At 37.0% G+C, this 25,319-nt stretch carries 16 protein-coding genes; 10 read left to right on the top strand and 6 right to left on the bottom strand.

All coding sequences use genetic code 11. From position 1 onward, the window contains the following. Nucleotides 1-127 precede the first annotated feature (127 nt). Nucleotides 128-1,408, top strand: a complete 1,281-nt coding sequence (locus RIV7116_RS25960; protein ID WP_015121301.1) for a hypothetical protein — start codon at nt 128-130, stop codon at nt 1,406-1,408. A gap of 221 nt (nt 1,409-1,629) precedes the next feature. On the opposite strand, the gene RIV7116_RS25955 is transcribed toward RIV7116_RS25960, so the two are convergent. Continuing rightward, nucleotides 1,630-2,796 carry a SpoIID/LytB domain-containing protein gene (locus tag RIV7116_RS25955; protein WP_015121300.1) on the bottom strand — a complete coding sequence of 389 codons (1,167 nt, stop codon included), beginning with the start codon at nt 2,794-2,796 and terminating at the stop codon, nt 1,630-1,632. Nucleotides 2,797-3,231: 435 nt separating this feature from the next. On the opposite strand from RIV7116_RS25955, the gene RIV7116_RS25950 reads away from it, so the two are divergent. After that, the gene (locus RIV7116_RS25950) at nt 3,232-4,005 is read left to right on the top strand and encodes an ABC transporter permease (protein ID WP_015121299.1); all 774 of its coding nucleotides are present in this window, start codon (nt 3,232-3,234) and stop codon (nt 4,003-4,005) included. Between the two features lie 472 nt (nt 4,006-4,477). Here RIV7116_RS25950 and RIV7116_RS25945 read toward each other — a convergent pair whose 3' ends face one another. Next, the gene (locus RIV7116_RS25945; RefSeq protein ID WP_015121298.1) at nt 4,478-5,254 is read right to left on the bottom strand and encodes a glucosamine-6-phosphate deaminase; all 777 of its coding nucleotides are present in this window, start codon (nt 5,252-5,254) and stop codon (nt 4,478-4,480) included. 211 nt (nt 5,255-5,465) lie between these two features. Between RIV7116_RS25945 and RIV7116_RS25940 the strand changes: the two genes are divergently transcribed. Both RIV7116_RS25940 and RIV7116_RS25935 read left to right on the top strand, forming a co-directional pair. Then, nucleotides 5,466-6,137: an HAD family phosphatase gene (locus tag RIV7116_RS25940; RefSeq protein WP_015121297.1), complete on the top strand. Its 672-nt coding sequence runs from the start codon at nt 5,466-5,468 to the stop codon at nt 6,135-6,137. A 1,137-nt stretch (nt 6,138-7,274) separates the two neighbouring features. After that, on the top strand, nt 7,275-8,252 hold the full coding sequence (locus RIV7116_RS25935; RefSeq protein WP_015121296.1) for a sucrase ferredoxin: 978 nt from the start codon (nt 7,275-7,277) through the stop codon (nt 8,250-8,252). A 402-nt stretch (nt 8,253-8,654) separates the two neighbouring features. On the opposite strand, the gene RIV7116_RS25930 is transcribed toward RIV7116_RS25935, so the two are convergent. Further along, nucleotides 8,655-10,379, bottom strand: a complete 1,725-nt coding sequence (locus RIV7116_RS25930; protein ID WP_015121295.1) for a cation:proton antiporter — start codon at nt 10,377-10,379, stop codon at nt 8,655-8,657. A gap of 100 nt (nt 10,380-10,479) precedes the next feature. Between RIV7116_RS25930 and RIV7116_RS25925 the strand changes: the two genes are divergently transcribed. Further along, nucleotides 10,480-11,061 carry a histidine phosphatase family protein gene (locus RIV7116_RS25925; RefSeq protein ID WP_015121294.1) on the top strand — a complete coding sequence of 194 codons (582 nt, stop codon included), beginning with the start codon at nt 10,480-10,482 and terminating at the stop codon, nt 11,059-11,061. Nucleotides 11,062-11,208: 147 nt separating this feature from the next. Here RIV7116_RS25925 and RIV7116_RS25920 read toward each other — a convergent pair whose 3' ends face one another. Beyond that, nucleotides 11,209-12,072 carry an SMP-30/gluconolactonase/LRE family protein gene (locus tag RIV7116_RS25920; RefSeq protein WP_015121293.1) on the bottom strand — a complete coding sequence of 288 codons (864 nt, stop codon included), beginning with the start codon at nt 12,070-12,072 and terminating at the stop codon, nt 11,209-11,211. A 789-nt stretch (nt 12,073-12,861) separates the two neighbouring features. On the opposite strand from RIV7116_RS25920, the gene RIV7116_RS25915 reads away from it, so the two are divergent. Next, entirely contained in the window at nt 12,862-14,046 is a 1,185-nt protein-coding gene (locus RIV7116_RS25915; RefSeq protein ID WP_015121292.1) for an NAD(P)H-quinone oxidoreductase subunit H, read from the top strand. Nucleotides 14,047-14,155: 109 nt separating this feature from the next. On the opposite strand, the gene RIV7116_RS36080 is transcribed toward RIV7116_RS25915, so the two are convergent. Further along, nucleotides 14,156-14,332: a hypothetical protein gene (locus RIV7116_RS36080; protein WP_015121291.1), complete on the bottom strand. Its 177-nt coding sequence runs from the start codon at nt 14,330-14,332 to the stop codon at nt 14,156-14,158. A 1,171-nt stretch (nt 14,333-15,503) separates the two neighbouring features. On the opposite strand from RIV7116_RS36080, the gene RIV7116_RS25910 reads away from it, so the two are divergent. The 4 genes from RIV7116_RS25910 to RIV7116_RS25895 all read left to right on the top strand — a co-directional run bounded on the left by RIV7116_RS25910 (nt 15,504) and on the right by RIV7116_RS25895 (nt 18,759). Then, entirely contained in the window at nt 15,504-16,109 is a 606-nt protein-coding gene (locus tag RIV7116_RS25910; protein ID WP_015121290.1) for a DUF4291 domain-containing protein, read from the top strand. 362 nt (nt 16,110-16,471) lie between these two features. Beyond that, nucleotides 16,472-17,044: a PEP-CTERM sorting domain-containing protein gene (locus RIV7116_RS25905; RefSeq protein WP_015121289.1), complete on the top strand. Its 573-nt coding sequence runs from the start codon at nt 16,472-16,474 to the stop codon at nt 17,042-17,044. Nucleotides 17,045-18,219: 1,175 nt separating this feature from the next. Next, complete coding sequence (locus RIV7116_RS25900) at nt 18,220-18,426, top strand: hypothetical protein (RefSeq protein WP_015121288.1); 207 nt, start codon at nt 18,220-18,222, stop codon at nt 18,424-18,426. A gap of 39 nt (nt 18,427-18,465) precedes the next feature. Beyond that, complete coding sequence (locus tag RIV7116_RS25895; RefSeq protein WP_015121287.1) at nt 18,466-18,759, top strand: PEP-CTERM sorting domain-containing protein; 294 nt, start codon at nt 18,466-18,468, stop codon at nt 18,757-18,759. Nucleotides 18,760-18,962: 203 nt separating this feature from the next. Here RIV7116_RS25895 and RIV7116_RS25890 read toward each other — a convergent pair whose 3' ends face one another. Further along, nucleotides 18,963-25,262: a DUF748 domain-containing protein gene (locus RIV7116_RS25890; protein ID WP_015121286.1), complete on the bottom strand. Its 6,300-nt coding sequence runs from the start codon at nt 25,260-25,262 to the stop codon at nt 18,963-18,965. Between the last annotated feature and the right edge of the window lie 57 nt (nt 25,263-25,319).

Raw genomic sequence — 25,319 nt, 5'->3', positions numbered from 1 at the left:
CTTACCCGTCTATTTATCATTTGTTACTTGTTATTCGCTACTTCACAAACCTTGCTCTCCCCATCTCCTTTGTGAGAAAACTTTATACTTGAAATAGAACAATTTTGAACATAAGGAGGGTCGAGAAATGGCTCCCAATCCCGCCATCATGCAAGCTGTAGAAAAATTAAATTATCGCGTCACTGTAGGTGATGTGGCTCAAAAGGCTGGATTAAATATCGAAATCACCAATCAAGGTTTGTTAGCGCTTGCTACTGATGCAGGGGGACATTTGCAAGTTGCGGATACAGGCGATATTGTTTATCTCTTTCCGCGTAATTTTCGAGATGTTTTACGCAACAAATATTTTAAATTACAGCTACAAGAGTGGTGGAATAAGGTCTGGAAGGTTTTATTTTATTTAATTAGAATTTCCTTCGGGATTGTTTTAATTCTTTCTATTGCTTTAATTGTAATCTCTATTACTTTGATTTTGACTTCTTTATCTGGCGATGACGATGATAGAGGTGGTGGTTTTGGCGGTGGTATTGGGTTCTTCTACTTCCCAGATTTATTTTGGTTTTTTAGTCCAAACTACAATACTGGATATAGGAGTCACGGACGAAGACGTGAAAAGAGCGATTTAAATTTTTTGGAAGCTGTATTTTCGTTTCTATTTGGAGATGGGAACCCGAATGTAAATCTGGAAGAACGTCGCTGGCAGGAAATTGCAACCGTAATTCGTAACAATGATGGTGCGGTTGTTGCCGAACAAATTACACCTTATTTAGATAATATTGGCGAGACGTATCAACAGCAATACGAAGATTATATGCTGCCGGTTTTGACCAAGTTTAACGGTAAGCCAGAGGTAAGTCCTGAAGGTGAGATAGTATATTATTTTCCAGAGTTACAGGTAAGTGCTAAAAACAATCATCGTCAATCAATTCCTAATTTTCTCAGAGAATTTTCTTGGCGCTTTAGTAAAGCAACTTCCTCACAAGTAATGTTAAGTACTGGATTAGGAGTTGTTAACTTTGTAGGTGCTTTGATGCTAGGGGGATTGTTAAGAGATGGTACTATTGCTGGCGGTTTGGTTGGTTTTGTTCAAGGCATTTATGGGTTGCTGCTGGTTTACGCAATAGGCTTTCTTGCGATACCTCTAATACGTTACTTTTGGGTACAATGGCGCAACGAAAAAATTAGCGATCGCAATCGTCAGCGTCAATCAAGGGCAAATTTAATAAGCAGTGCAGACGAAAAGTTACAGAAAAAAATTGACTACGCCCATCAGTTTGCTACAAGTACAGTTATCAGCGAAGAGAATTTAACCTACAGTACCGAAACCGATTTAATCGAACAAGAAGCACAACGTTCCGAGCAAATCGATGCAGAATGGCGGAAACGACTTGAAGAAGGTAATGGGTAATTGGGAATTGGTAATGGGTAATGGGGAATTGGTAATGGGTAATTGGTAATGGGTAATTGGTAATGGGTAATAAAAAATTATGATAGCTATGGGTTCTGTAGTTTTTAATTAACCGGAATTAAGGCAAAAAGACAATCGTAATATTTTTCCTAGGGAGCGAGACGCTACCACTATATACCCAATCCCCAATCCCCAATCCCCAATCCCCAATCCCCAATTTTCTACTTAACCTGAATCGGAGCTAAAGCTACGTTTCTATAGTAATGATTCAAAATTTGTAGGTGGTTGTAGCCTTGAGTTGCTAAATATCTGGCTCCATATTGACTCATTCCTAAACCATGTCCCCAACCGCGACCTTGTAGAACAAAAGTATTGTTTTCTCCTTTGTTAACAACGAAACGAGTACTATTAAGCTTGAGTGCGGTACGAACTTGTTCTCCTTTTAGCTCTTTGGTACCTTTTTCGCCAATAATTCGTAATTTTTTAACGCTGTTAAAAGGTGAAAGCTCTACAGGTTTCATTTGTGTAACGTTGCCGACTTCGGGAAACTTCTTACTGATTTGTGAAGATGAAAAACTTTTTTGCCACTGACATTTAGGGGCAATTTTAGCTAGGTTAGGAGTATTTAAATCGAAGTCAGGAACCGCACGTAGGTAAGGTAAACTATTACCCCATACATCTTCTACGTTTTCGGTATGTCCGCCAGAGCAAGCATGAAATACTGATTCAATAATTTGATTGTTATGGGTTAATACTTGTCCTGATGTCCCATCTACTGCGGCATAAATTGCAGGATGTTCTGCTACTACTCCCTTGTAAATCTGCCATTTATCGGGGGTATTGCCGACATCAAAAAGGGGATTAGCTTGTTCTCTTTGTCTTCTGTAAAGAGCATAGCTACGAGCGGCGATCGCCTGAGCTTTGAGGGCTTCTGGATGCCATCTCGCATCCATTTCACCGCCTAAGACACTATAAAGATATTCTTCTAAATCAATCCAGTTGACAGCAGTTAGCCCTTTTTCTGTGGGAATAACTAAAGTTCTGCCACGATACCAACGGTTACCAATGTAAACAAATCCTTTACCTTTAGGTTCAATCCAGAACAAAGGGGATTTCCATTTATCTAGGGCAACTTGTCCGGAAACTGCTTGAGCATAGTAAGCTTCTCTTGCTGGCAGAGTTCCTAAGCTATTGCCGCTACCATCTTTGATAACCGCAGTAGTGGAACTACCTACTTTGACTTGTTTCACATCCCGCTTAATTGCCACGCGCATAATTACCGATGCTTGTGCTGGGACAATCAAAAACATCCACAACAGTACTCCGAGCCACCAATGGCGTATTTTGATTTGGGATAACATTGAAGGATTGTTTAATCGGAATTTCATGCTACTTATAATAATCTTGTTAGATTTATATATTTGACGGACATTCAGACAGTAGTTTCCCTGAAAATGGGTTATTGGCTAAAAAAAAATTACCCAAAATAAGCTTGCAATAATTATATAGTTTTTTCATTATTCGGGATACTATGATTTGATATGATTGGAAGATTATTATTGAATAACTCTACTTTAATAAAAAAAAATTAATACAAGTACAGGACTTACGCAGGGAGTATCGCAACGCCGGAAAATTATTTACCCGACACCCTGGAAGTGTGCGGCTACACATACAAAGCCCACCTTCGTGGGCTAATAATTCTTGTAGCTCACGCAGGTGGGCTTTGTTTTTATAGCCTGTGGGATTTTTATACAATTAGGATGCTCCCAAAAAATTTAATTAACAATTAATAATCCACTTCAATCGTTGAAAATAAATAAATGCTCAAATTATTTTTTGCAGAGCTTCGTTGTAGCTGGATAGAATTTCGCCGTTATCCAATTGAGTCTATTTCACAAATTGTAATTGTTAGTACTATTTTTTACGGACTTTTCTTAGGTGCTGGCTACATTGTCGGCTCCAATCTTCAGCTAGGAGATAGACTCGATTCTATTGTTGTGGGCTATGTGCTTTGGATTTTAGTAAACTTTGTGATGACAAATATTGCTGGAAAGATACAGTACGAAGCGCAAACTGGTACTTTAGAGCAGTTGTTTCTCTCTCGCTACAGTGCGGTAAAAGTTTTTTTAATGCGAGGATTAGCTTATTTAACTTTAGAAATACTCAAAATTATTCTTATTATTTTCATTATTATTGCACTTACAGGTAGCAGCTTATATTTTCCTCCGGTATTAGTTCTACCTTTTATTTGCGTGTTGTTAGGAGCCTATGGTTTCGCTTTTATTATAGGTTCTTTAGCTTTGATTTTGAAAAGAGTGCAGCAATTAATTCCTTTGCTTTTATTTCCATTATTATTTTTATTAACCATACCTACAGAAACTTGGACTGGTAATCCTAAATTGTTCGCACAATTAATACCAATGACTCCTGGTGCTGGTTTATTACGCGATTTGATGGCACGGGGTGAAGCTTTAAATCTAGCTACATTATCTATCGCTTTTATTAACGGTATTATCTACTTTACAATTGGATTGTTGCTATTTAGATTTGCAGAAAAAGAAGCTAAGCGCAAAGGAATTTTAAGTGGATATTAATTATCAATTGGAAATGGGGATTGGGCATGGGGCATTGGGAATAAGTAGGTAGGCATAATTAAATATAAGATAAAACCTCACCACGCCACTTGCTATAAGTCGGGGAACCCGCCCAAAGCAGTGGCTTCTCAATTCCTCTCCTTAGTAAGGAGAGGGAAGCCGGAGGCAGGGTGAGGTTTTATATTTAATTTGATCCACTTACTTAAGTTGGGATTTTGATGATTTTAATTCTGACTTTTATTGTTTAGTGTTATGGTGCGTTAGATGATATGCATCTAACACACCCTACAATAATTTTACTTTTCATGACCAGAAAAGCACGCTTATTACATGAACTTGTTAGTTCCGAAAAGGCGCAAAGTCAATAGCCCAGGCTCAGCCTCAAAAACACAGTTTAAAGGCTAAGCAAAATAGTAGTTGTAATCGCTGCAACACATGAAATTTAATATAATTCTCTGCTCACTGCTCACTGCTAATTGTCAATTAAACTTGCTGCATCTACATCTAATAGCAAGCTTGCTTGGGATTGCTTTCGGAGAATAGAAGCTGGAAATTGTTCTGTAATATTTCCTTGTAACAATTGTTTAACTACTTTGGCTTTACGTTTCCCCGGTGCCAAACAAATTATTTTTTTTGCCGTACAAATTGTTGGTATCGTGAGTGTAAAAGCATATTTAGGCACGCTTTCTAAGTTGGGGAAATGCCCTTCATCTACTTGCTGCTGATGGTTAACTGAATCTAATTTTACAAGTTTAACTTTGTAAGCATCGTCAAAATCTGCTACTGAAGGTTCGTTAAAAGCTAAATGCCCGTTTTCTCCTATTCCCAGCATACATAAGTCAACTGGTTGCGTTGCAAGTAATTTGGAATAGCGATCGCACTCTCGCAAAGGCTCTAATGTATCACCTTCTATATAGTTGAATTTTTGAGGTGAAATGAGTTTTTCGATCCGCTTTCGTAAATAATATCTGAAGCTTGAGGAATGATTCGCCGATATACCTAGATATTCATCTAAATGAAAACAGATAATTTTTGACCAATCAATATTATTGAACTTGACTAAAAAATCAAGAAACTTAAGTTGAGAATTTCCGGTTGCAAAAATGACTGTAGCGGTTTGTTTCTTTTCGAGAATTGAAAGTAAATACTGTTGAACGATGGTTGCTGTTGACAGAGCAAGTTCATCTTCGGAATTATAAATCTGAACTCCTAAACTATCAACGCGAAAATCTTTTTTAGCGTTTGACATTTGATAACAATATTTTTGAATAAAGTAAACGGGTAAGGGTAGATTTATACTCCACCCGTACACGCGCTAGTTACCATAGGTTGTCAGATTTTATTAGATTTGATTATAGTTTTCTGTAGGCTTGAATGCACCAATTGTTACGCAAAAGCACAAAATAATGTAAGCTATTTTATTAAAGTTTATATTTATTTACAGTTAACGAGAGCAAATTATGTTGACTGCAATTCTATTTGATTTAGATGGAACAATTGTTAACACTGACCCAATACATTACCAAATTTGGTATGGTATTTTACTTGAATATCATATAAAAATCAATGAAAATATATATAAATCTAATATTACTGGTAGGCTAAATCCAGATATTATTCGAGACTTATTACCGCATTTATCACAAAAAGAAATAGAATCGTTTGCAGAAGAGAAAGAAGCAAGATTTCGCGAGCAGGCATCATTACTCAAACCGATAAAGGGATTTGCTAAATTATTAACATGGAGCAAGCAGCATCATCTCAAATCTGCTTTGGTTACTAATGCTCCAAAACTCAATGCATATTTTATGTTGGAAGTTTTGCAGTTAAAAGAAGCTTTTGACATTGTAATTTTAGCAGAAGAAGAAGTTGCAGCAAAGCCAGACCCAACTCCTTACAAAGTTGCTCTGGAAAGATTAGGCGTAAATGCCCGAGAAACTATCGCAATTGAAGACTCTCCTTCCGGAATTCGTTCGTCAGTATCTGCTGGTATCCGTACTGTTGGTATGACTTCCACTCAAACTTCGGAAACCTTAGAAGGGTTTGGTGCTTTTGCAACAATTTCTGATTTTACAAATTTGCAGCTATGGACATTTCTGAATTCGCAGTTAGCCGAAAATCATGAAGTCTAATGGTTAGTCGCAGCATTGGAATTAATTTTATTCTTTGAGGCTGAACTTGGGAAGTAAACTGCAATTGAGGGATTATGATAAATTTAAATCGCAATTAACAAGTGGTTAAGTCTTGAATTTAATTCTAAATATATTTATATAAATAGAAGTTCTTGTTCAGTATATTCTCGTAAGCATAGCCAGATTTAGATAAGAAATGAGGTTGAACTCAACTAGATCAAAGCTTTAGACAATATTAAAAGCTTGCATTTTATACGAACATCGGTTACATTCTGACGTAAAGTTCAGCGTCGCCAACAAGATGAGAATCTACTTAGCCGGATGAAAACTAGTAATTCTTTTATCGAAAGTCTTCCATCCGCTTTGACTAAAAATTGCGTTTAATCTCATCTATTTTGACTACTGTCACAAGAGTAGTCTCGCCTAAGCCTAGCTGAAATTTTTAACAATGTGACTTATGAATATATTTTTTTCATTTTTATTGAGAATTATTTGCAAGATAATTGAAAAATTAGATATAGTAAGAATATCGGTCGTAAAACTGTTAAGAATCACTGGAATTATTAAATATGTGGAAATCAAGTAAGATGCGAGGTATTTTTTTTAACTTATACATAAAGAAGCAATCTATATATACCTTCATTTTTTATAATGCTATCTATAAAAAATACTGCTTCGATTAAGTACTAAACCACATGGCACGTTTTTTAGAGACAGCGTCTTGTATAAAATATATAAAAAATCAAATGTATAACTCCAAAAAAAATGGCATGATTCTACGTAAAAACCTCAAAACTCAAGCTATCAATATATAAACAATACATTTTTTGAGTAATTTAATAACTATCCAGGGAGGTAAAAAATATTATTTTCATATTTAAATAAGTCATTAGTAACATTTTTTCTAGCGTCAGAGACTTTTAATAAGGAAAATGTTATAAAAAGCTATGAGGCTTTAACTAACAAATTAGGTTTTTGTTACATAAATATTTCTCGTCTTCAATCTGAAGCATTGCAGCGGAATTATGATTGAGAAAAGTTTGTAGTAATCATGATTGTTAGGGAAGCTGATAGTAAATTGAACTATCTATATGCGTAATATCCTTTTTGCAAAAATACACTACCCATGTAAGTTAAATGAAGAAAAACTTTTGTTCCGATAATTCTCGACAAGCAGCAGAAGACATTATTGGTACTGCAACGAATAATCAAACTTATGTTTTGATAGAATGTCCGACTCCTTGGAATTCGGATGCTTTTAGTTCTAAATGGGTTCCAGAAAACCTGCGATTATTGGTAAAAGAAGCAAAAAGAGCCAAATTACCGATTAAATTTCAGTTAATTGCGAATGATTTTTCTCATAAAGTAGATTCGACAAAGCTTTTGATTTATCACCAAGAAGAAGGGGGAGGTAAAGGATATTCCAAAAGAGAATTTAAGCTGGAAAATATCGAACAAGCAGCATCAGCGATTAAAAAATGGTTATGGGGAAAAAATCTCAAGTGGGAAATAGATGCAACTACAACTAGAGACATATTAGTTTGTACTCACGGTAGCCACGATAGATGCTGCGCTAGATATGGAAATCCGTTTTATTTTCATGCAAAAAACATGATCTCTGAGGTAGGTTTAGATAACGTGAGAATTTGGAGATCCAGTCATTTTGGCGGGCATCGATTTGCACCAACGATGATAGATTTACCCGAAGGCAGGTATTACGGCAATCTCGATGTAGAATCATTCAAATCGATACTCACTCATACTGGTGATATCAAACGGTTTAAAGATATATATAGAGGTTGGGGAATTTTACCCCGCTCAATTCAAATTGTAGAAAGGGAGCTAATTCTCCGTTACGGATGGGATTGGTTTGATTACAAAGCAGCAGGTAGAATTGTTGAGGAAAGCCCGGATAAAAGTAATGTATTAGCAGAATTGACTTTGGAAAAGCCTGACGGTTCAGTTTACAGCTACCAAGCTAAATTGGTGAAAAATAATAATAAGACAACAACTCTAAAAGCTTCTTGTAATGCTACCCATGATACTGTTTTAGTAAAATATGATGTTGCAAATATGTGGCTTGCTGCTAGGCAGTTAGTAAAAGTAGCCAGTTAATTTTTACAGTGTCGGTAGTCTTTGTGAAGTAAGTTTGTTAATTAACCTGCTGTTGAAGCTGGTTTTCATCTACAAATTTTAATTAGCTTCTATGAGAAGCAATTTGAGTTACCGGGTGTTTCTATCGAATGGTGTGTTCTCTTTGATTTAATCAAAAACGATTTACGATAAAATTCTTTTATTGATTAATCGCAAACAATAAAAACATAATTTTCTTTTTTGTGTAGAAACTTTTTCACAGAAACATATAAATAACTTAGGCTGGCATCATACATTTAAATCATCCTTTAATAATTTAGAAACCCGGTTTGTAAAAAAGCCGGGTTTCTATTTAGGTTATGAATCCGTAATTTCCTGTATTTATATGTAGCGTTTTTATTAAGCGTAGTAGACTATTATCAATTACTTGTCTGGTCTAATACTCATATACTTATCAAGGCGAATTTTCCTGATAACTGTATTAATTTGAGTTTCCGGCGCGCCTAAAGTATTAAGTAAATGAGTTCCTAATTCTAATGCTGCTTCAAATTCTGGCTGTACTACTTCTCTTGCACCCATTTGAGTCAGAACATCTATTTCTTTGTCGGAGTGCGATCGCACTATAATATCTAACTGCGAAGCTATTGACAAAGCACGTTCAAGCAGTAATCTTGTGCTTGCGGGATCTGGTAAAGCAATTACTAGAGCTTTGGCTTTTTCTAAATGTGCTTTTTCTAATACAAGTTCAGAGTCTGCATCACCGAATAAATAAGGTATATTTTTATGTCTTAGTCTTTGGATTGCTGCTTCGCTGTTATCCATAACAATGAGTGGATAACCTTGACTTTGCAAAATTTTAACTACTACTTGTCCTACTCTTCCGTAACCCGCTACAACTACGTGAGAATTAATAGTTTCTGGAATTGATAAGCTTTTTGGTTTTTCAAATTGCTGGAGATATTTTCTAAAAAATGCCGTTTTTGTGAGAAGATTGGCTATTTTGGGCGCTCTTTCTAATAAGATGGGAGTAACAATTAAAGTGATTGCGGTGGTACCTAAAAGTAATAAATAAGTATCTTCAGAAATTAGACCTAAAGCTAAACCAGTTAATTCAAGTACAAAAGAAAACTCACCTATTTGATTAATGCCAAGAGCAGCAATTACTGCTGTTTTTACTGAGTAACCAAATTTTAGTACGATGGGAAATATTATTGCTGCTTTACCTATCATTACTAAACTAACTAATCCCAAAATTGACCCGAAGTTATTAACTAGAATATTTGGGTCAATTAGCATTCCGATAGAGGCGAAGAAAAGACTGGCAAAGGTATCGCGTAACGGTAAAACTTTAGCTAAAGCATGGTCTGCATAATCAATTTCCGAAATCATTAATCCTGCAACGAAAGCACCCATCTCAATGGAAAGACCGAGTGCTGCTGTAATTAAAGCAACTCCCAAGCATAAAGCTATTATTGTTAATAAGAATAATTCTTCACTTTCAGTTTCAGCAATACTACGAATCAAACGCTGGACAAAATAACGACTTAAAATAAATGCGATTGCGGCAAATCCAACAACTTTTACTAAAGCCAAAAATAAAGCCGGAGCAATATTTTCTGGTTGTTTTAATGCTGGCAAAATCGCTAGCATTACACCCAAAGCCAAATCTTGAACGATTAAAATCGACAACATAATTTGACCGTGGAGTGTATAAGTTTCTCCTTTGTCTGTCAGTGTTTTTAGTACCACTGCTGTAGAAGACAGAGAAAAGACTACACCTAAAAATATTCCTTCTGCAAAACCAGAAGCCAAACCAAAAATAACTGTAATTAGAGTGACAAGGGTAGTAGTTAATCCAATTTGCAGCAAACTACCTTTAATCGCAATATCTTTGACTCTTTTGAGTTCAGTTAAAGAAAATTCTACACCCAAAGCAAAGAGCAGAAAAGCAACTCCAAACTCAGCCAAAGATTTAATTAAATCTGCATCATTCAATAACTTTAAGCCGAAAGGACCTACAATCAATCCGCTAGCGAGATATCCTAACAAAACGGGTTGACGCAGCTTATTGGCAATATATCCACCCAGCGCCGATGCACCCAAAACTGTGGTAAAATCCACAATTAAACTATGCCCTTCTGCTGCCATTTTTCCTCTCTCAAATGTAAGCTTTCACTATAAGGCTAGCTTCATAATAATCGTAGAGAAAGCAAATTAGCCTTCAGAATGATTTTATTGATTATGAAAAATGCCTATTTACCTTGTACGACATGGAAAACCAACAGTTTCTACCAAAGAGAAGGTTCAAGGGAATCAATTCTTAGATTTTATTAAGTGCTATGATGCTGCGGGAATCGCAAGCGACTCGGTACCACCAGAAAATCTTATTGACATCATACAAAAAGCTAACGTCATTTTTACCAGTAATTTAAGTCGTACAATTGATTCAGCCAGAATTCTTCAGCCTCAAGTTAAACCAATAAGTAATTCAATTTTCCGAGAAATAAACTGTTGGCGAAATTTTTCTACAAGTGCGAAACTATCAGCTTTGGGTTGGGCAGTTATTTCTCGATTACTATGGGAATTCAAAATTTCTCCTATTGTTGAGCCACCAGTTGCTACCAGACGCAGAGCTAAGCAAGCAGCAGAATTATTAATACAAGAATATCAGGGTCATGGTTCGGTTGTTTTAATTGCTCATGGAGGAATTAACACCTTTATTGCTAAGGAATTAAGGCTTTTAGGATGGCAAGGTTCTCGAAATCTTAATAATCAACATTGGGGATGTACTGAATATTCTTTAAAGGCAGAACTTACGCAATTGTCATAAGGCTTTGGTTGGTGCGTGACAGGAAAACTTTATTATTGCCTTAGAAATTAAGCGAACTGTCACAGCACCTTACAAGTAAAATGTGCCAGTTGCGTAATTCCTAAAAGGTTTAAAATAGAACTCAAAAAAATATCGGAGTTTCCGTCACTAGTCAATAAAAATCCGAGATGTAAATTCTGGCACACCTTTAATATCAGCTTGAAGATGAAAGATTGCTCCTGCACCAGCACCTTCTTGGGAACGGTCGTAGCCTCCTGCCGTGGTAACATAAATTTCGCTGTAGTCTGAGCCACCGAAAGCCAAGCAGCTAACTTTTAAAGCGGGAAATTCTATACGTAATACTTCCGTACCGTCAGCAGCGTAACGGTACAAATGTTTACCATCCCAACGAGCCGACCAAATGTAACCATTCGCATCAACTGTCATTCCGTCGGGAACTCCTTCTTCTTCGGGGACAAGTATATGATTTTGCTGGTTGGTAATATCGCCCGTTTCTTGGTTGTAATTAAAACGGTAGATGGTGCGGGTGTCGGAGTCGGTAAGATAAAAATATTTTAAATCTGGGGAAAAACCCATACCGTTGGGAACCAAAAGTTCTTCTAAAATTATATGAATCGAACCATCGGTATCTATACGATAGAGTCTTCCCTTGTCTTCTGAACTTGCCATTGTACCGGAAAAAACTCTTCCCATTGGATCTGCGATCGCATCGTTGAAACGAGTATGTCTTTCTGCGGGTATTTCGTTGATTAAAGTTGTAATTTTACCTTCTTTCCATTGCTCGATAGTTCCTTTGGTTTTGAATAGCACTAAAGAACCATCAGCTTGCATAGTTAAACCACCAACGGGTTCTCCTGAATAGATTTGTGCGTGAGAATTTGTTTGTGGGTTGTAGCGATACAGTTTACCTTGAGGAATATCCGTCCAGTAAAGATACTGCTGCTGGGGATGCCACAACGGACATTCAGCGTTGTGGTGTGGGGAATCTACGATAATTTTAGGTTCTATCATGGGTTGAGGGAAGAATTTTAAACGCAAAGGTAGGCAGAGTTTAACGCGGAGGTGCGCGGAGGGGAAGATTTACGTTAAGTTTTGTGAATAGCGAATTTCTCGGAGTTCAAAGTCTTCTCGAATATCAATTTTTGGCGTTGCTGAATTGAGATATGAATTTATTATCACTATCTAACAGCAGCCCCCTAAATCCCCCAAGTATGTTCTACTTTAAAATGTACTTCTCCCCCCGAATTGGGGGTTGGGGGCTGTTCATACTTTTAATCAGCAACGCCCAATTTTTGTTGCTCCATCTGGTTTGAGTCCCATTTTTTGATAGAAGCTACAAGCTGTTTGATATTTATAATTGTAGGTTGGCTTGAACGAAGTCTAAGCGGAGCTTTCTCCTAGAGTAACCCAACACCAAAGTTGGGTTGCGCTTCGCTTAACCCAACCTACGAAGCGACTTCTTAACCCATCAAGATTAATGGGACAAGCTAGTATTTCTTTTCATTAATATGCTGGGTTTTGACAAGCAGGGGGAGCAAGGGAAGCAGGGGAGCAGGGGGAGAAAATAATTTTGATGGGTGTGTGGAAATATTAAAAATATTCTCCCCTCTCTTTCCCCTCTGCCCTCTCTCAAACATAGGTAATCTTTTAACGGAACACTAGCAGAGGCTCTGCAAAAATTAAGTTCAAACAAAGAAGTCAAAATATCTCAATAATGTGCAAAAAATTGGACGAATCTACAAGACAACGATAAAGGCGATCGCCATATTAGGAAGTAAAAGCAGTTAATGGTACTTCCTGATGCCCAGAATAGAAACCAAAACCGAGCCGATGACGATTAATTTTGGTCCCCATCATCCTGCGATGCATGGCTGTTTCAGAATCGTTGTCACGCTTGATGGAGAAGATGTAGTAGATTGCGAACCTGTTTTAGGATATCTACATCGGGGAATGGAGAAAATCGCTGAAAATCGCACTAATATCATGTACGTTCCTTACGTTAGTCGCTGGGATTATTATGGTGGCATGTTCAACGAAGCAGTTACAGTTAATGCTGTTGAGAAATTAGCTGATATCCAAATTCCTAAGCGTGCTAGCTATATCCGAGCAATCATGCTGGAATTGGCGCGAATTGTGAATCATTTGCTGTGGTTGGGACCTTTTATTAGTGATATCGGGGCACACAGTCCTTTTTTCTATACGCTTCGGGATAGGGAAATGATTCTCGATTTGTTTGAAGCTGCTACGGGATACCGCATGGTTAACCACAATTATTTTCGCATCGGTGGTGTTGCTGTCGATCTTCCTTATGGTTGGGTAATTAAATGTAAAGAATTTTGTGATTATTTTTTACCTAAAGTAGATGAATATGAGAAATTAATTACCAATAATCCGATATTTTGTCGTCGAGTTGAAGGCGTAGGAGTTCTCAGTCGGGAAGAAGCAATTAATTGGGGTATTTCCGGCCCCATGCTGCGGGCTTCTGGGGTAAAGTGGGATTTACGCAAGGTTGATCGTTATGAATGTTATGACGATTTTGATTGGGAAGTTCAGTGGAATAAAAGCGGCGATTGTTTAGCTCGTTATCTAGTGCGAATGGGGGAGATGCGCGAGTCTATAAGTATTATTAAACAAGCCATTGCAGGTTTACCGGGTGGTGCTTATGAAAATTTAGAAGCGAAGCGTATCGCAGAAGGTAAAAAGTCAGAATGGAATAGTTTTGATTATCAATATATTGCCAAGAAAGTTGCACCTACATTTAAGATTCCCAAGGGAGAACATTACGTTCGTGTCGAATCTGGCAGAGGAGAATTAGGAATTTATTTAGTTGGTGACGACAACGCTTTTCCTCACCGTTGGAAAATTCGTCCCGCAGATTTCAACAATTTACAAGCATTACCGCAATTAATAAAAGGTGTAAAAGTTGCAGATATTTTTGTGATTTTAGGAAGTATTGATGTAGTGATGGGTTCTGTGGATAGATAGTGGTTAGTTGTTAGTTGATAACTGATTTCGATTTCTCTAGTTATTCTCGATTCATTTCCGATAATCTCTCGATTCTACTTTCAAAAGAAGATAAGCAACAAAGATGAAATTAATGATTTCTGATTAATTTACAATCGGGAGATTTTACAATAGCAACGATGTCTTTGATGGTGGCTCCGGAAACTACATTCTGTCTAATCTCAGGAAATGTATTGTGCCAAGTTTTCCACCACAGCTTAATAACTGCTTCTATGTCGGAGGTATCATAAGCTTGGATTGTCAACATTGTAGAGTCAGCTTTGGTTTGCAGGTTTATTCAAAACAGCGATCGCAATTTTATTAACATCTCGTTACACCTATAAGGAATAATTGTACTACTTGAGCAGTTCTACCCAAAGTATTATCAACAATAGAACCTTAGAGCGACAAATTTCTGAAATATCCTTGATATTGTTATAAATGTAAGGAACAGAGCAACAGCACTGGATGGGGGTTATGCCGCAGTGACCCATTATTGAATACCGAAGAAGAACGAATTGGCAGGTGTTCGGACAGTGTAATAATTTAATAGCCTTGGACGTTGTGGAGTTTTTATCGTTTCCTCTGTTTCGTCGCCATCGAGGGGAGGCGCAACCCTCCATCAGAGCGGTCTTAGATGGCGAACGTCCGATATGGTTTGCTCAGAATGTTTCTAATAGCAATAATATCTTAAATTAGTCAGCTTGCAACTCTTGATTGAGTTATGCTACGGATTTAGATAGTCTGAAGTTGATTCAGAGCAACAGTACTGGATGGGAGTTATGCCGCAGTGACCCATTATCGAATGCCGAAGAAGAACGAATTGGCAGGTGTTCGGACAGTGCGATAATTTAATAAATTTGGACGTTATGGAGTTTTTATCGTTTCCTCTGTTTCGTCGCCATCGAGGGGAGGCGCAACCCTCCATCAGAGCGGTCTTAGATGGCGAACGTCCGATATGGTTTGCTCAAAAAAATTCACACAAATAATTACCACTTTATGCTGTCAGATAGCTTTGGATAAAAATATTATCCAAGGTTATTTTATTTTTCAGAACTTATCTAGTAGTTCACCAAATCTAGAAAGCCGGGATGCATCGTAAACAACCTTTTCTTATCTCAAGTCCGGTTAATTACTTACGATAAGTGGGTATGCAAAATTATTTGTGTCACTCCGTTCGACTCGCAATGACAAATATACAATTAATTTTGTCTAAGTACTTATAACTCTATTGAAAAGATAGCGGTTATTACCAACATAATATGCTGCCCTGATTACTTATTGCTTTGCCCTCACAGGTATGATAACTGTTTAATCGGACATAATATTAACCCTCTCCAACTTAACCCGCTAATCTTGGTTTGAAAAAGTACTAATTAGCCCTCTGTGCTACAATGTAATATATGTATTCTAAAATAGATTAAAAAAGTTTTTAGTAGATGCAGCGACAAATACTAGCAGCTTATGACAGCGAAGGAATTTATGTATATCAAGCTTTCAAACCTTCTATAGCGGAAGAAGCTTTACGTAAAGGAACTTTTGGTAAGGGTTTTAATATGGAAAGAATGACCTGGATTAAGCCTTCATTTGGTTGGATGCTGTATCGTTCTGGTTATGCAACAAAACATAGACAAGAATCTATCTTAAAAATCAAGCTCACCCATGAAGGTTTTCAGGAGATTCTTAAGCAAGCAATACCAACATCATTCGACAGAGATATTTTTGCATCAGAAAGAGATTGGAAAAGAAGTTTAGACAAATCTGAGGTAAGGTATCAATGGGACCCCGATAGAGATTTGTCCTTACGACGTTTGGAGCATCGCGCATTGCAATTGGGTATTCGCGGTAGCGTAGTACAGAGTTACGCAAATAACTGGATTATAAAAGTCGAGGAAGTAACTCAACTGGCTCGCGATATTCAAAATGCAATTAAAAATAAATCGAAAGAAATGCCCCAGACTCCTGAAGAAAAAGTATTACAGGTAAGTAAAGATATTGAGAAATTTTTAAGAATAACTCATGAAAATAGCTTAAATAGATACTAAACATTGATAGTGCTTTTACGTAAAATTAGTTTACCCTATCACTAACAATAAAAAAGCTAAGATCAATTAAGGCATAAATAAGAATATAGCCGCAAATATAACTATTACTTTTTAAATAGTTTTGATGAAAATTAATAGATGAATGCGGTTAAATACATAAGCAACTATTTTCATAAAGCTTTTAAAACGTATTAGGTCAATTATTGATGCTTTTTTTATTTTATCTCAGTATAGAAAAATAGATTTCATAAAGCTTTTACAAAATACTCAATAATCCCTTGCGTCAAAGATAAATATCAATTATCACTGACAAGTACGGAAAGATTTGCTAAGTCTTTCAAATTAAAGAAGAGAAGCTTTCGATGAAAATATTCAACAAGTTGGCAATACTCGCCGCTAGTCTGGCTATGAGTTCTGGTTTGATGCAAACAGAGGTACACGCAGCTAGTTTCAGTAGAATCGTCAATTTAGATGCGAGAGAAAATACCACTAACAATGCGATTTCTTTAAATCTATTAGCAGGAACTTATAAAGTTAATTACATTGGAATGAGTGATGGCGGTAATTATGATGCTTGGAATGCCTGGGGAGAAGGAGTCACATCTTTTTGCAATAGTCATGGAGAGGGCTGTCGAAAAGGGTGGATAAATAGTTATCGTATATCTTTCGAGGGTTTTAGTGACATGTTCTCCAGCCCTAGTGTCTACCGTAATCCTCTACAAGCAATGCAGAATGCTGTGGATACATCTTTTACCCTTGCATCAAATACGAAAGTTAACTTTTTTATAGCGGACAATTACTATCAGGATAATGTTGGCGGTGTATCTCTGAGACTATCATCGCAATCAATTCCCGAACCTACTTCGGTAATAAGTTTATTCGCTGTAGGTGCTATTAGTTTATTCATTTATAAGCGTCAAGAACAGATAGTTTAGAGTCAAGTCAAGTTTATTCACTACGTTCAACCTTGTTGCATCTAATATTTTTCATACAGTAAGGGGAAGAGAAGGAGAGAATGCTGTTCAAAGTGAATTGAAATTATAGCTTTTTACATTTGGATGCAATCAAAATTCAACCTTACCCTGCTTCCGTCTGCTTGACAAAGGCTACGGTGTAAGCATAAGTTTTAAAATTCTACCTAGAAGCCAGTTTGGAAGTATGAACTAAATTGCTCTAAGCCCTATCCGAAGAGTTCATAGAAGATGTTCCCGTTCCCCCGCAAAAGTGAGGCTCACGGGTTGTCGAAGACTAGGGTGAAGGAACGACGATTTTACACGGTTGACATCCCTAAAACAATGTGGAGGGTACTTGCCTGCACATGACAGTTATAAAGGAGAAGGATTGCTGTCTTTTCAGAGTGTATTCGACTCGACTAAAAACTGCTATTTTACCAGAGTAAGAGAGATTGTATTAAGCGAAGAAGGGGATTCAGAAAATTTTGAAGATAAGTATAGGAATAGTCGCAACTGGCACATTTATGCTGTAGGTTGCTGTGACGGTTACGGTAAGTGCTGAAGTAATTAAATTTAGGAAAACTGAGAACATGCTCTTACTTGAAAAATTAGGAGCATTTTTATTTGTATGTATATCGTAAATTCGAGCATGTAGACAATACAATTGCTCCTAGTAATCGAACAGAAGAAGGGGAAGTAAAGAACTTTGTTACTCCTTATTCACTCTGGATAGTTAGCTTGCTGGAGTACTAGGAATAAACTAGTATTATTTAAATATTTTCAACAAAAATTTATTTTGACATCAGTATAAACACTTAAAAAGATAGAAAAGCTCTTTGCAAGGTACCAATTATTAATTTATTTGATATTTGCTCAATATTTAAGTCAATTAATAATGATAAATAATTATTCAGTTTTTTTCAGATTTTTTCAGGTATTTCGCTTTTTTGCGGAACAAATACTTTTTATTTTGTTGCTATCATATTTGTATTACCTGGAATTTAAATCATTTATCCTTGTTTTAAATACTTTTTTGATTGTAGATAATAAAAAGATTGCGAAGTAGATAACAAACTATTGCACATTGAGATAAATTGAATTATCACTGATATAGAAAGACAAAAAACATTTTTAAATAAAGAGAAGAAAACAAAGTCATGAAATTAATCAATAAATTAGCGATGGTTGCTGCTGGTGTTGCTGTTAGTTTCGGTGTATTTCAAACAGAAGCAAAAGCTGCTACTTTTAACCAAATAGTTGATATAGATGCTAGGCAAAATAGTCCAATCTCATTAACTTTATCAGCAGGAACCTATTCAGTTGACTACATCGGAGTCAGCGACGGTGGCAATTATAATGGTTGAAATGCTTGGGGTACAAGTACTGGCAATGGACAAGGTTGGATGAATAGATATACTATATCTACTACAGACTTTACCGAAGAATATACATCACCAAGTGTTTATAGTACTCCTTTGCTAGCGTTACAGAATGCTGTAGATAGCACTTTTACCCTTACATCTGATACTCTAGTTAACTTCTCAATCAGAGATAGCGCTTACGGTGATAACGCCGGAGGTGTATCTTTAAGAATAGCTTCGGTAGATTCGCAATCAGTTCCAGAACCGGCTTCTATGTTAGGTTTATTAGCTATAGGTAGCATTGGAATATCTAGTCTCAAGCGTAAGAAGCAATAGGTTTAATCATCTATAAAATTAGAGAGATTGAAGAAATAACAATTTTTTATTTCTGACAGCTTACGGAGACGTAGCAGTGCTACGTCTCTACATTAGACATCTCCGGAAAAGAAAAATACCCTTCTCCCCCACAGCGATGCATTAGTCACAATTTCAATCCCACTTTTTTAAATGTGGGTTCTTCTTCCCTCTTCTTTCGTGAACTAAAATCTCGCTTCATACTGTAATCGAAACTCACCCGCTTCGTAATCGTAAACAAATCTGGCTGAAGAATTTTCGTTAATATCTTTTAACCCTGTAAACGAAGGAAATACCTGCAATCTGGTTAACCCAATTGATTTACCCAAAGAGTTTACAGGCTTCTGAGCTTGATATAAAAATTCTTGGGTAATTTCTGTTTCTAAAGGTGCAACTAAATAGTCTAATACTAAAGATTCAAGCAATTCCGCTTCGTTTCCGCTAGTAAGTTGTTGTTCGAGTTTTTGTATTGCTGCAAAAGTACGATTTCCTAGCAGCGATAAAATTTCACTGTTACTACGACTGGGGATACTTGTTAATGCTACTGCGGGGTTATCAAGCAAATCTTTGGTTTGTATGCTTACTTTACTATTCGCGTTGATGCAGTCGGAAACTTTTCTTAATTTATTTTCGGATTCGGTAACGTTTGTCCCTAATTCGGATAATCGGACATTTCTTTGATATGTTATGCAAGCATCTCCATCAGATGCACTGTTACCTAAAGAAGCAAGTAGTTGGTTTGCTTCACCTTCAACTAAAATTCTGACATCAATTTGTTCTGGGTTCGCTGCTGCAACAATATCATCTCGTATTTCGTTATTATCTGCTTCTAAACGGTCAAAGTTTGGAGCGTCAACTACTGTAGTCTGTAATTCTACATCAAGTTGGGGATTTAGTAAACTGCGGTTTGGTGAAAATGTAACTACTTGTTTGCGATCGCGGGTGATGAAGAATGAGTTTTCTAGTAGGAACAAGCTACCTCGTTTAAGCTCAATTTGTCCATTACCCCGGAGATTATTTAAACCACCATTAACTGTAATATCCCCTGCCATGCGGAAGTTAACTCGCGGTAGACTGCGGCTAAATTTAAAACCTCTACCTAAAGTGACTTTAAAATTGTCAAATGTGGGGTTAATAGGTAAATCATTTGGCTGTTGGGGTTGGTTTAATTGTTTAGATTGAGTTGCAACTTCATTTGCGGCATTTTTTAATTTCGCTGTTGCTTCTTCGGTATTTTCTTCTTCGCGTTTGGGGATATCAACTTTGCCTTTTTGTAACAGAATATCTCCACTAATTACGGGATTCAATACTGTACGGGAAACGTTTATATAAGAAGCAATTTCTCCGCTATATAAACCTTTCAATTTAATTTTTTGAGGTTCTATATCTTCAAAGATTATATCTTCAGATTTAGCATTCCTAGAACCCAAAATTACAGTTAAGGGTTGATTGCCTTGAGGTTGAAAGATAGGTAAATTGCCCGCGATACTAAATGGGCTGTTAGCTAAATTACCGGATATTGCTTCTACTTGAATAATTTCATCATCTAAAACAGCGTTACCGACAGCAGATAATTTAATCTCGCTTTCTAACTGCTTAGTTTTAATAGTGGCATTTTCAATATTAATAGCAGTTGTTGCGACTAGATCGCTCAATATTCCGCGAATTGTATTGGCTTCGGTATTTAAATCGCCATCAATCGCGATCGCAACTTCTCCATTACCATCAACCCATTGCAGTTGGTTTTGCGTGAAAGCATCTAAAAGTTGAAAAGCTTGGTTATCAATTTTAGCTTGTACTGCTACGGTATTTCTTCTATCTAGCTGTAGGGGGTAAGCAACCGTTGCATCAACTTTAACAACGGAATTAGGAGTGGTAACAAGTCTACCAGTAGAATCAAGATAGTTGAAATTTCCGGCTAATTCTCCTAAAGATTTTTTGTTGATGGTACCGTTAATTAAGGAAAATGTACCTTCCGGAATATCTGGTTTGAATGCACTTCCACCGAGGTTTGCTTGTAAATTGAAGGTGCCGCCGATATCAACTGGTAAATCAACAAACCTTTCGGCTAAAGTTACGGGAAGATTTGCAATTTTTACTGTTCCCAAGGATTTGAATCCATCTAATTCTAAACTTCCATCAACAGCAATTTCGCCACCTTCCACATTGACTTGTGCTGGATCTAATTTAATTATTCCGTTGCTATAATTTCCCCTAGCAACTACTTTACTAATATCTATAGCTTGATTTTGTTTGACAATAACGCCTTTACGGGCATTGTATGTAACATATTCTTCTTGAGGTCGCCATTGCCAATCGTCACCTAATAGCTGAAAATTAACTTGGGGATTTGTAAGTTTTCCGGCAACGGCAACTTCGGCATCGTATTCCCCTTGAATATCAAATTGAATCGTATTTTCATCTTGCTGTAAAGCAGCTTGTTGTTGAATGCGATTGACAATTTCTGCAAACAAGCGGATTTGTTCTAATATAGGAGCATTAGGTTTTCCAACTGGTTGAGTTGGTAAGTTATCAGCATCACCGTATTCGGGATTTAATATATTATCAACTCCACCTTGCAAATCTTCCAAGTTAAATACATTAACAGCAGCGAAAATATCTTGCACTCTCGCATTATCTGCTACCAATCTACCGTTAATATCCTGGGATTTTAAATTGTAATTGCCTTGCAAAGCATATTCGGTTTTACCAATTTGCAAAGTTGCTGCATCGACACGAGCATTTTCCCCATCATAAGAGAAAGCGGCAACGAATTCTTCGGCTTTGACAGCACCAATTGCAGGATTTTCTACTTGAATATTGCCAGCAGTTGCTAAGTTGAAAAGATTTACATCCAGATTTCCGGTTACTTTACCATCTACGGTAGTACCGATAGTTTCTTCGACAACGGGAACAAGATTTAATAAGGATAAGGAAGCATTTTTCAAATCGATATCTAAAACATCCCCTTGTCTTCTACCTGCGAGCAGAATCGGATTTTGGGTATTTACTCCTTGTCTGAGGTCGAAAAAGCTGGGAAGATAAGGAGATAAACAATTTTCTCGATTACAAGGTTGTAAACTAGCGGCGATTCGATCTGTTTTACCTTGCAAATCAAATTCGATGCTGTTTCCTAAGTTTATATCAACAGGACCTTGTAATAAAGGTTGAAATTTTATCCGATTATCTAAAGCCAGATTTCTTAAGTTTAAATTTCCTGCTAATCTGACGTTACCGGGAGCAAAAGGTGCTGAAATTAAATTTCTGCCGATAAGTCTACCGGAAAAATTGGCTCTACCTTTAATTTTTGGTATACCTTCTTCATCTAACTCTCGCGCTATAGATTTTAAAGGAATTTTAGATAAGTTAGAATTTGCATCAACGTTTAAATCGGTGGCAACATTCCAAGAAGATATACCATCGTCACCTGGTACAATCACAATTTGCCCTTTGGCGTTTAATTCTTGTTGCAGGGTATTAACATAAGCTTGGTTGGCTTGAATTAAAATCGGATTCCCTTCAAGTAAAGGTTTAATTTCTCCTGCCAAGTTTAATTTAGCCGATAGTTGGGAAAGTTCGGGACACCGTATATCAAAACTGCGACATAATACAGATGTGTTGACATTATTAGCGTTGATATTGCTAGCGATTCTACCATTATTGAGGTTGGCGATCGCTCTGACACTACCTTGAGCAACTGTTAAATTAGCATTAACATCGGCGTTAAGATTATCAAAGTTATTTGCTAAAAGCTGATTTATCTTACCGGCAACGTTGACTCTACTATTATTCACCGTCACAGGTAAAGGTGAATTTTCGACAAGTTGATTTAACGAAATTCGATTTGCATTTACAACAGCTTGTAAATTATTCGTCGCTAAATTACCATTCGCATTGAAATTAATATCCCCTCTGCTGCCGGGTACAATTAATCTTCCGTTAGCAGTAGCGCGGAAACTATTTAATTTGTCTAAGTTTTCAATCGATTCAAATTCTAGTAGCTGATTTACTCTACCAGAAAGATTAACTCTGGTATTCGCTACCGTTACAGGTAAGGGTAATTCTGGTAAAAACGGATTTGCGGCAATACTATTAGCGTTGACATTCGCTTGTAATATTCCCCGATTCAAATTGCCGTCAACTCTCACGCTACCATTATTAACAGCCAAATTTAAATCGGCATTACCATTCACCTTATTAAAATCAAAATCGTTGATAATATCGAGATTTCCAGCCAATCTAACATTGCCGCGCCTTAAAGTAACTGGCTGATTTAATTGATTTAACCGAAATTGCTGTCTTTGCTCTGCCGACAATAAACTACTTATAGGTAAAGAATTCGCATTCGCAACCAAATTCCAATTCTTCGTCGCAAAATTCCCATTCCCGTTAAAATCAACTCTACCTCTTCCCTTAACTTCCGGTAAAATCAAATTTCCGTTAACGGAAGCGCGGAAACTATCCAAACTATCAATAGATTCAAATTCTAATAAATCATTCAACCTACCAGAAACATTAGCCTTTGTATTGGCAACCGTCACAGCTAAAGGCAGCTCCGGCACAATTTTATTTAAACCAATTCCCCTAACATTGGCATTCGCCGTCAAAATTCCGCGATTTAAATTACCGTTGACAGCAACATTCCCTTGATTAATATTTAAATTGACATCAGCATTACCGCGAATGCTCCCTGGATTAAAATTATTTAAACTTCCCGCTAAATTTATATCAGCACGTCGTAAAAATATCCGACTTTGTTTAATCCTTTCCCCAACATTTTCAACTTTCGCCAAAAACGGATTCAAAGCCAAACGATTCGCATTAACAGCAGCATTCCAATTATTCGTAGCTAAATTGGCTCTACCATCAACATTTACCTTACCTTCAGCAGTTTGTATCGTATTATTTGAAGTAACTCGATTACCAGCTAACCTAACATTACCACCACCAGAAACTCTGCCAACAATATCTGCTACCGCTCTAGGTAACTCCCACGATAAAGCGCCTTGAGGATTTGCAATCGTACCGCTAACCTCACCTTCAGCCAATAATCTTCCCAACTTCAGCATCTCATCGGTAACGCCATAGTTGGCAGCAATTGCTTGCGGATTAGCAATTCGAGCATCAAAATCTAAAGCTATTTTCGACTTACTAAAATCCTTTACTTCCGGTAGCGACTTCGGAAACGAAACCTTACCCTTAGCTAAAATATCACCACCAGTTGCGGGAGTAGCGCGAAATTCTTGTAAAACTACTTGTTGAAAATTTCCCCCGAAAACAGTATTTAGCTTAGTAAATGCAACTTTATCAACAATTATCCCTTGGTTGCTGAAAACATTGCCCAGTAGAATTGGATTTTGGGCATCTCCCTTAAGTAATAACTGAGCCTGTAAATTACCATTTATATCTACAGGAGACTTTAGTTTAGTTGTTTTCAGCAGATTGCCAATATTAAAAGAATTCGTATTAACCTTTAAATCAAAACCTTTATCTAAATCTGCAACCCCAGAAACCGCAGTAGTTAAATTACTGTAACTGGCTCTAGTATCCCCAAAAATAACCCTTTGCCCATCGAAATTTAAATTAGCGATCGCGTTCACAGGAACTTTCAACTGTGGAGATTTTACCTGTAAACGCTGTACGTTAGCGGTACCATCAACCTGAGTTTCAGCGAATTTCGATAAACCTGGTAAATCAATTTCCAAATTAGCATTTAATAAACCGCTAGGAATCGTTACCGGAAGATTATCTTTGACATAATTGCTCAAGTCTGGTAAAGAAAGATTATCAATCCTGGCATTAATCCTACTTTTATAATCAGTTAGCTGAGTAACACCATCAATATCTACCTTCCCCTTCACAACTGGCGCACTAATACCGTACTGTAATTGCCAAGACTTATTTTGACTGTAGTTGAGATAGCCGTTAATATCCTCCACAGCAAAGGGATTTTTTAAAGCTTGAGGAAGCACAGCAACCTTTGCTCTGCGTAAATTAATTTTCGCATCAATATCAAACGGAAGCTCCCCCTCATCGCTGGTATCTAAATTAAGCCTTACCCACTCCCCTTGTTTATCTTCCTCCACATAAACATCCGGCTCAATCAAATTTATGCTTAAAGGAAGGGTTTGAGTAAACAACAGCGGAATTGGATTAAATCCGATAACTACAGCTTTAGCCTTAACATAGTTTGGGTCATTTTCAGTAGCTGGAATTGAAGAGTTTTCCAATCTAATACCACTCAATGACCAATTTTTTACCTCACCCACCTTAACAGGGCGATTGATATACTCAGTTAATTGCTTATCTAATAAACCGGGCAACTTGCGACGAATGAAATAATCCAAGCCGAAATAACCAGCAATACCCAGCCCAAGAATAGAAACACCAGCAATTTTCGCGATATTGCCAAGCCAAACACGTCGTCGCGGATGACTTTGCGGAGTTGGAGAATCTGAATCTTGAGGAGTATTTGGCGGTGTCATAATTAATTTAATCTAGGTAAAGTAAGAAATAATTCGACCTATATCCTTATCTTTTAG

This window comes from Rivularia sp. PCC 7116 (assembly GCF_000316665.1).
Lineage (GTDB): Bacteria > Cyanobacteriota > Cyanobacteriia > Cyanobacteriales > Nostocaceae > Rivularia.
This window is presented reverse-complemented; position numbering and strand designations above follow the sequence as displayed.